Origin of the sequence: Dietzia sp. SLG310A2-38A2, assembly GCF_014145095.1 — a bacterium.
Classification (GTDB): Bacteria; Actinomycetota; Actinomycetes; order Mycobacteriales; family Mycobacteriaceae; genus Dietzia.
This window is the reverse complement of the sequence record NZ_JAALDX010000524.1, coordinates 2,309-3,318: the sequence shown is the minus strand read 5'-3', so window position 1 is coordinate 3,318 and position 1,010 is coordinate 2,309. Positions and strand designations below refer to the sequence as shown.

Sequence of the window (1,010 nt, the reverse complement as noted above, 5' to 3'; positions counted from 1 at the left end):
CCCTGGACACCACGGTCGACGCGGCCAGAGAACGCCACGACCCCCGGGCCGCCGAGGACGCGGTGAACGCCGCCGTCGAGCAGCGCACCGTCCGGTTCCGCCCCAGCCGCGACGGCATGACCAGCATGTGGGCCGCCCTACCCAACGGGGATGCCGAGAAACTGCGCCGCCGCATCGAGGCCGCCGCCCGCGCCGCCTGCGATTCGGGTCATCCCCGCACTCGCGACCAACTACGCGCCGACGCCCTGTGCGCCCTCGGGGACCCGAACACCGACGACATCGGCACCACCCTGCACGACGCAGAGGAAGCCACCGACCACGCCGACCCCGCTGACAGCGCCGACCACGCCGACCGCGCCAACAGTCCCGACCGCGCCAACAGTGCCGGCAGCGGTACGACCAGTCCGCGGCCGGGTGCGTCGTGGGGCACCGAACAACCCATCCGGATCTCGATCATCGACAGCCTCGCCCAGGGCCTGCCCAACCGCGTGCAGTTCGTCAACGGCGCCTACTCGAGTTTCGACTGGCTGTGCGAGGAGTTGCTCTCCGGCGGCGACGCGAAGGTGCGGTTCGAACTGATCGACCCGCAACCCGGCGCGCAGGACACACCGGACGCGGTACTCAAGTACTTCATCACCCCGGCGCTGGCCGAGCGGATCCGGCTACGCGACGGCACCTGCCGCCACCCCGGGTGCACCGTCGACGCCCACGACTGCGAGATCGACCACGTCATCGCGTTCGACCACCAGCATCCTGAACTGGGTGGCCCCACCGCCGAGTGGAACCTGATCTGCCTGTGCCGCAAGCACCACCGCGAAAAGACCTTCGGTCACTGCGCCTACCGGCCCGGACCCCTCGGCGAACTGACCATCATCACCGAGACCGGACACGAACACCGCACCACCCCACACGGCCCCCTGGCCCAAGCCCGAGACCGCATCCTCGACCACCGATGGCGACAACACCTCGACCGCCTCATCACCGACGACGGCCACCTCACCAACCCCCCA

Annotated in this window: 1 protein-coding gene; it reads left to right on the top strand. The window is 70.1% G+C overall.

Features of this window, described 5'->3' with window-relative positions; translation table 11 throughout:
- Positions 1–2: 2 nt before the first annotated feature.
- Positions 3–1,010, top strand: a 1,008-nt coding sequence (locus tag G6027_RS16590; RefSeq protein WP_241727218.1) for an HNH endonuclease signature motif containing protein, incomplete at its 3' end; no start/stop codon positions are given.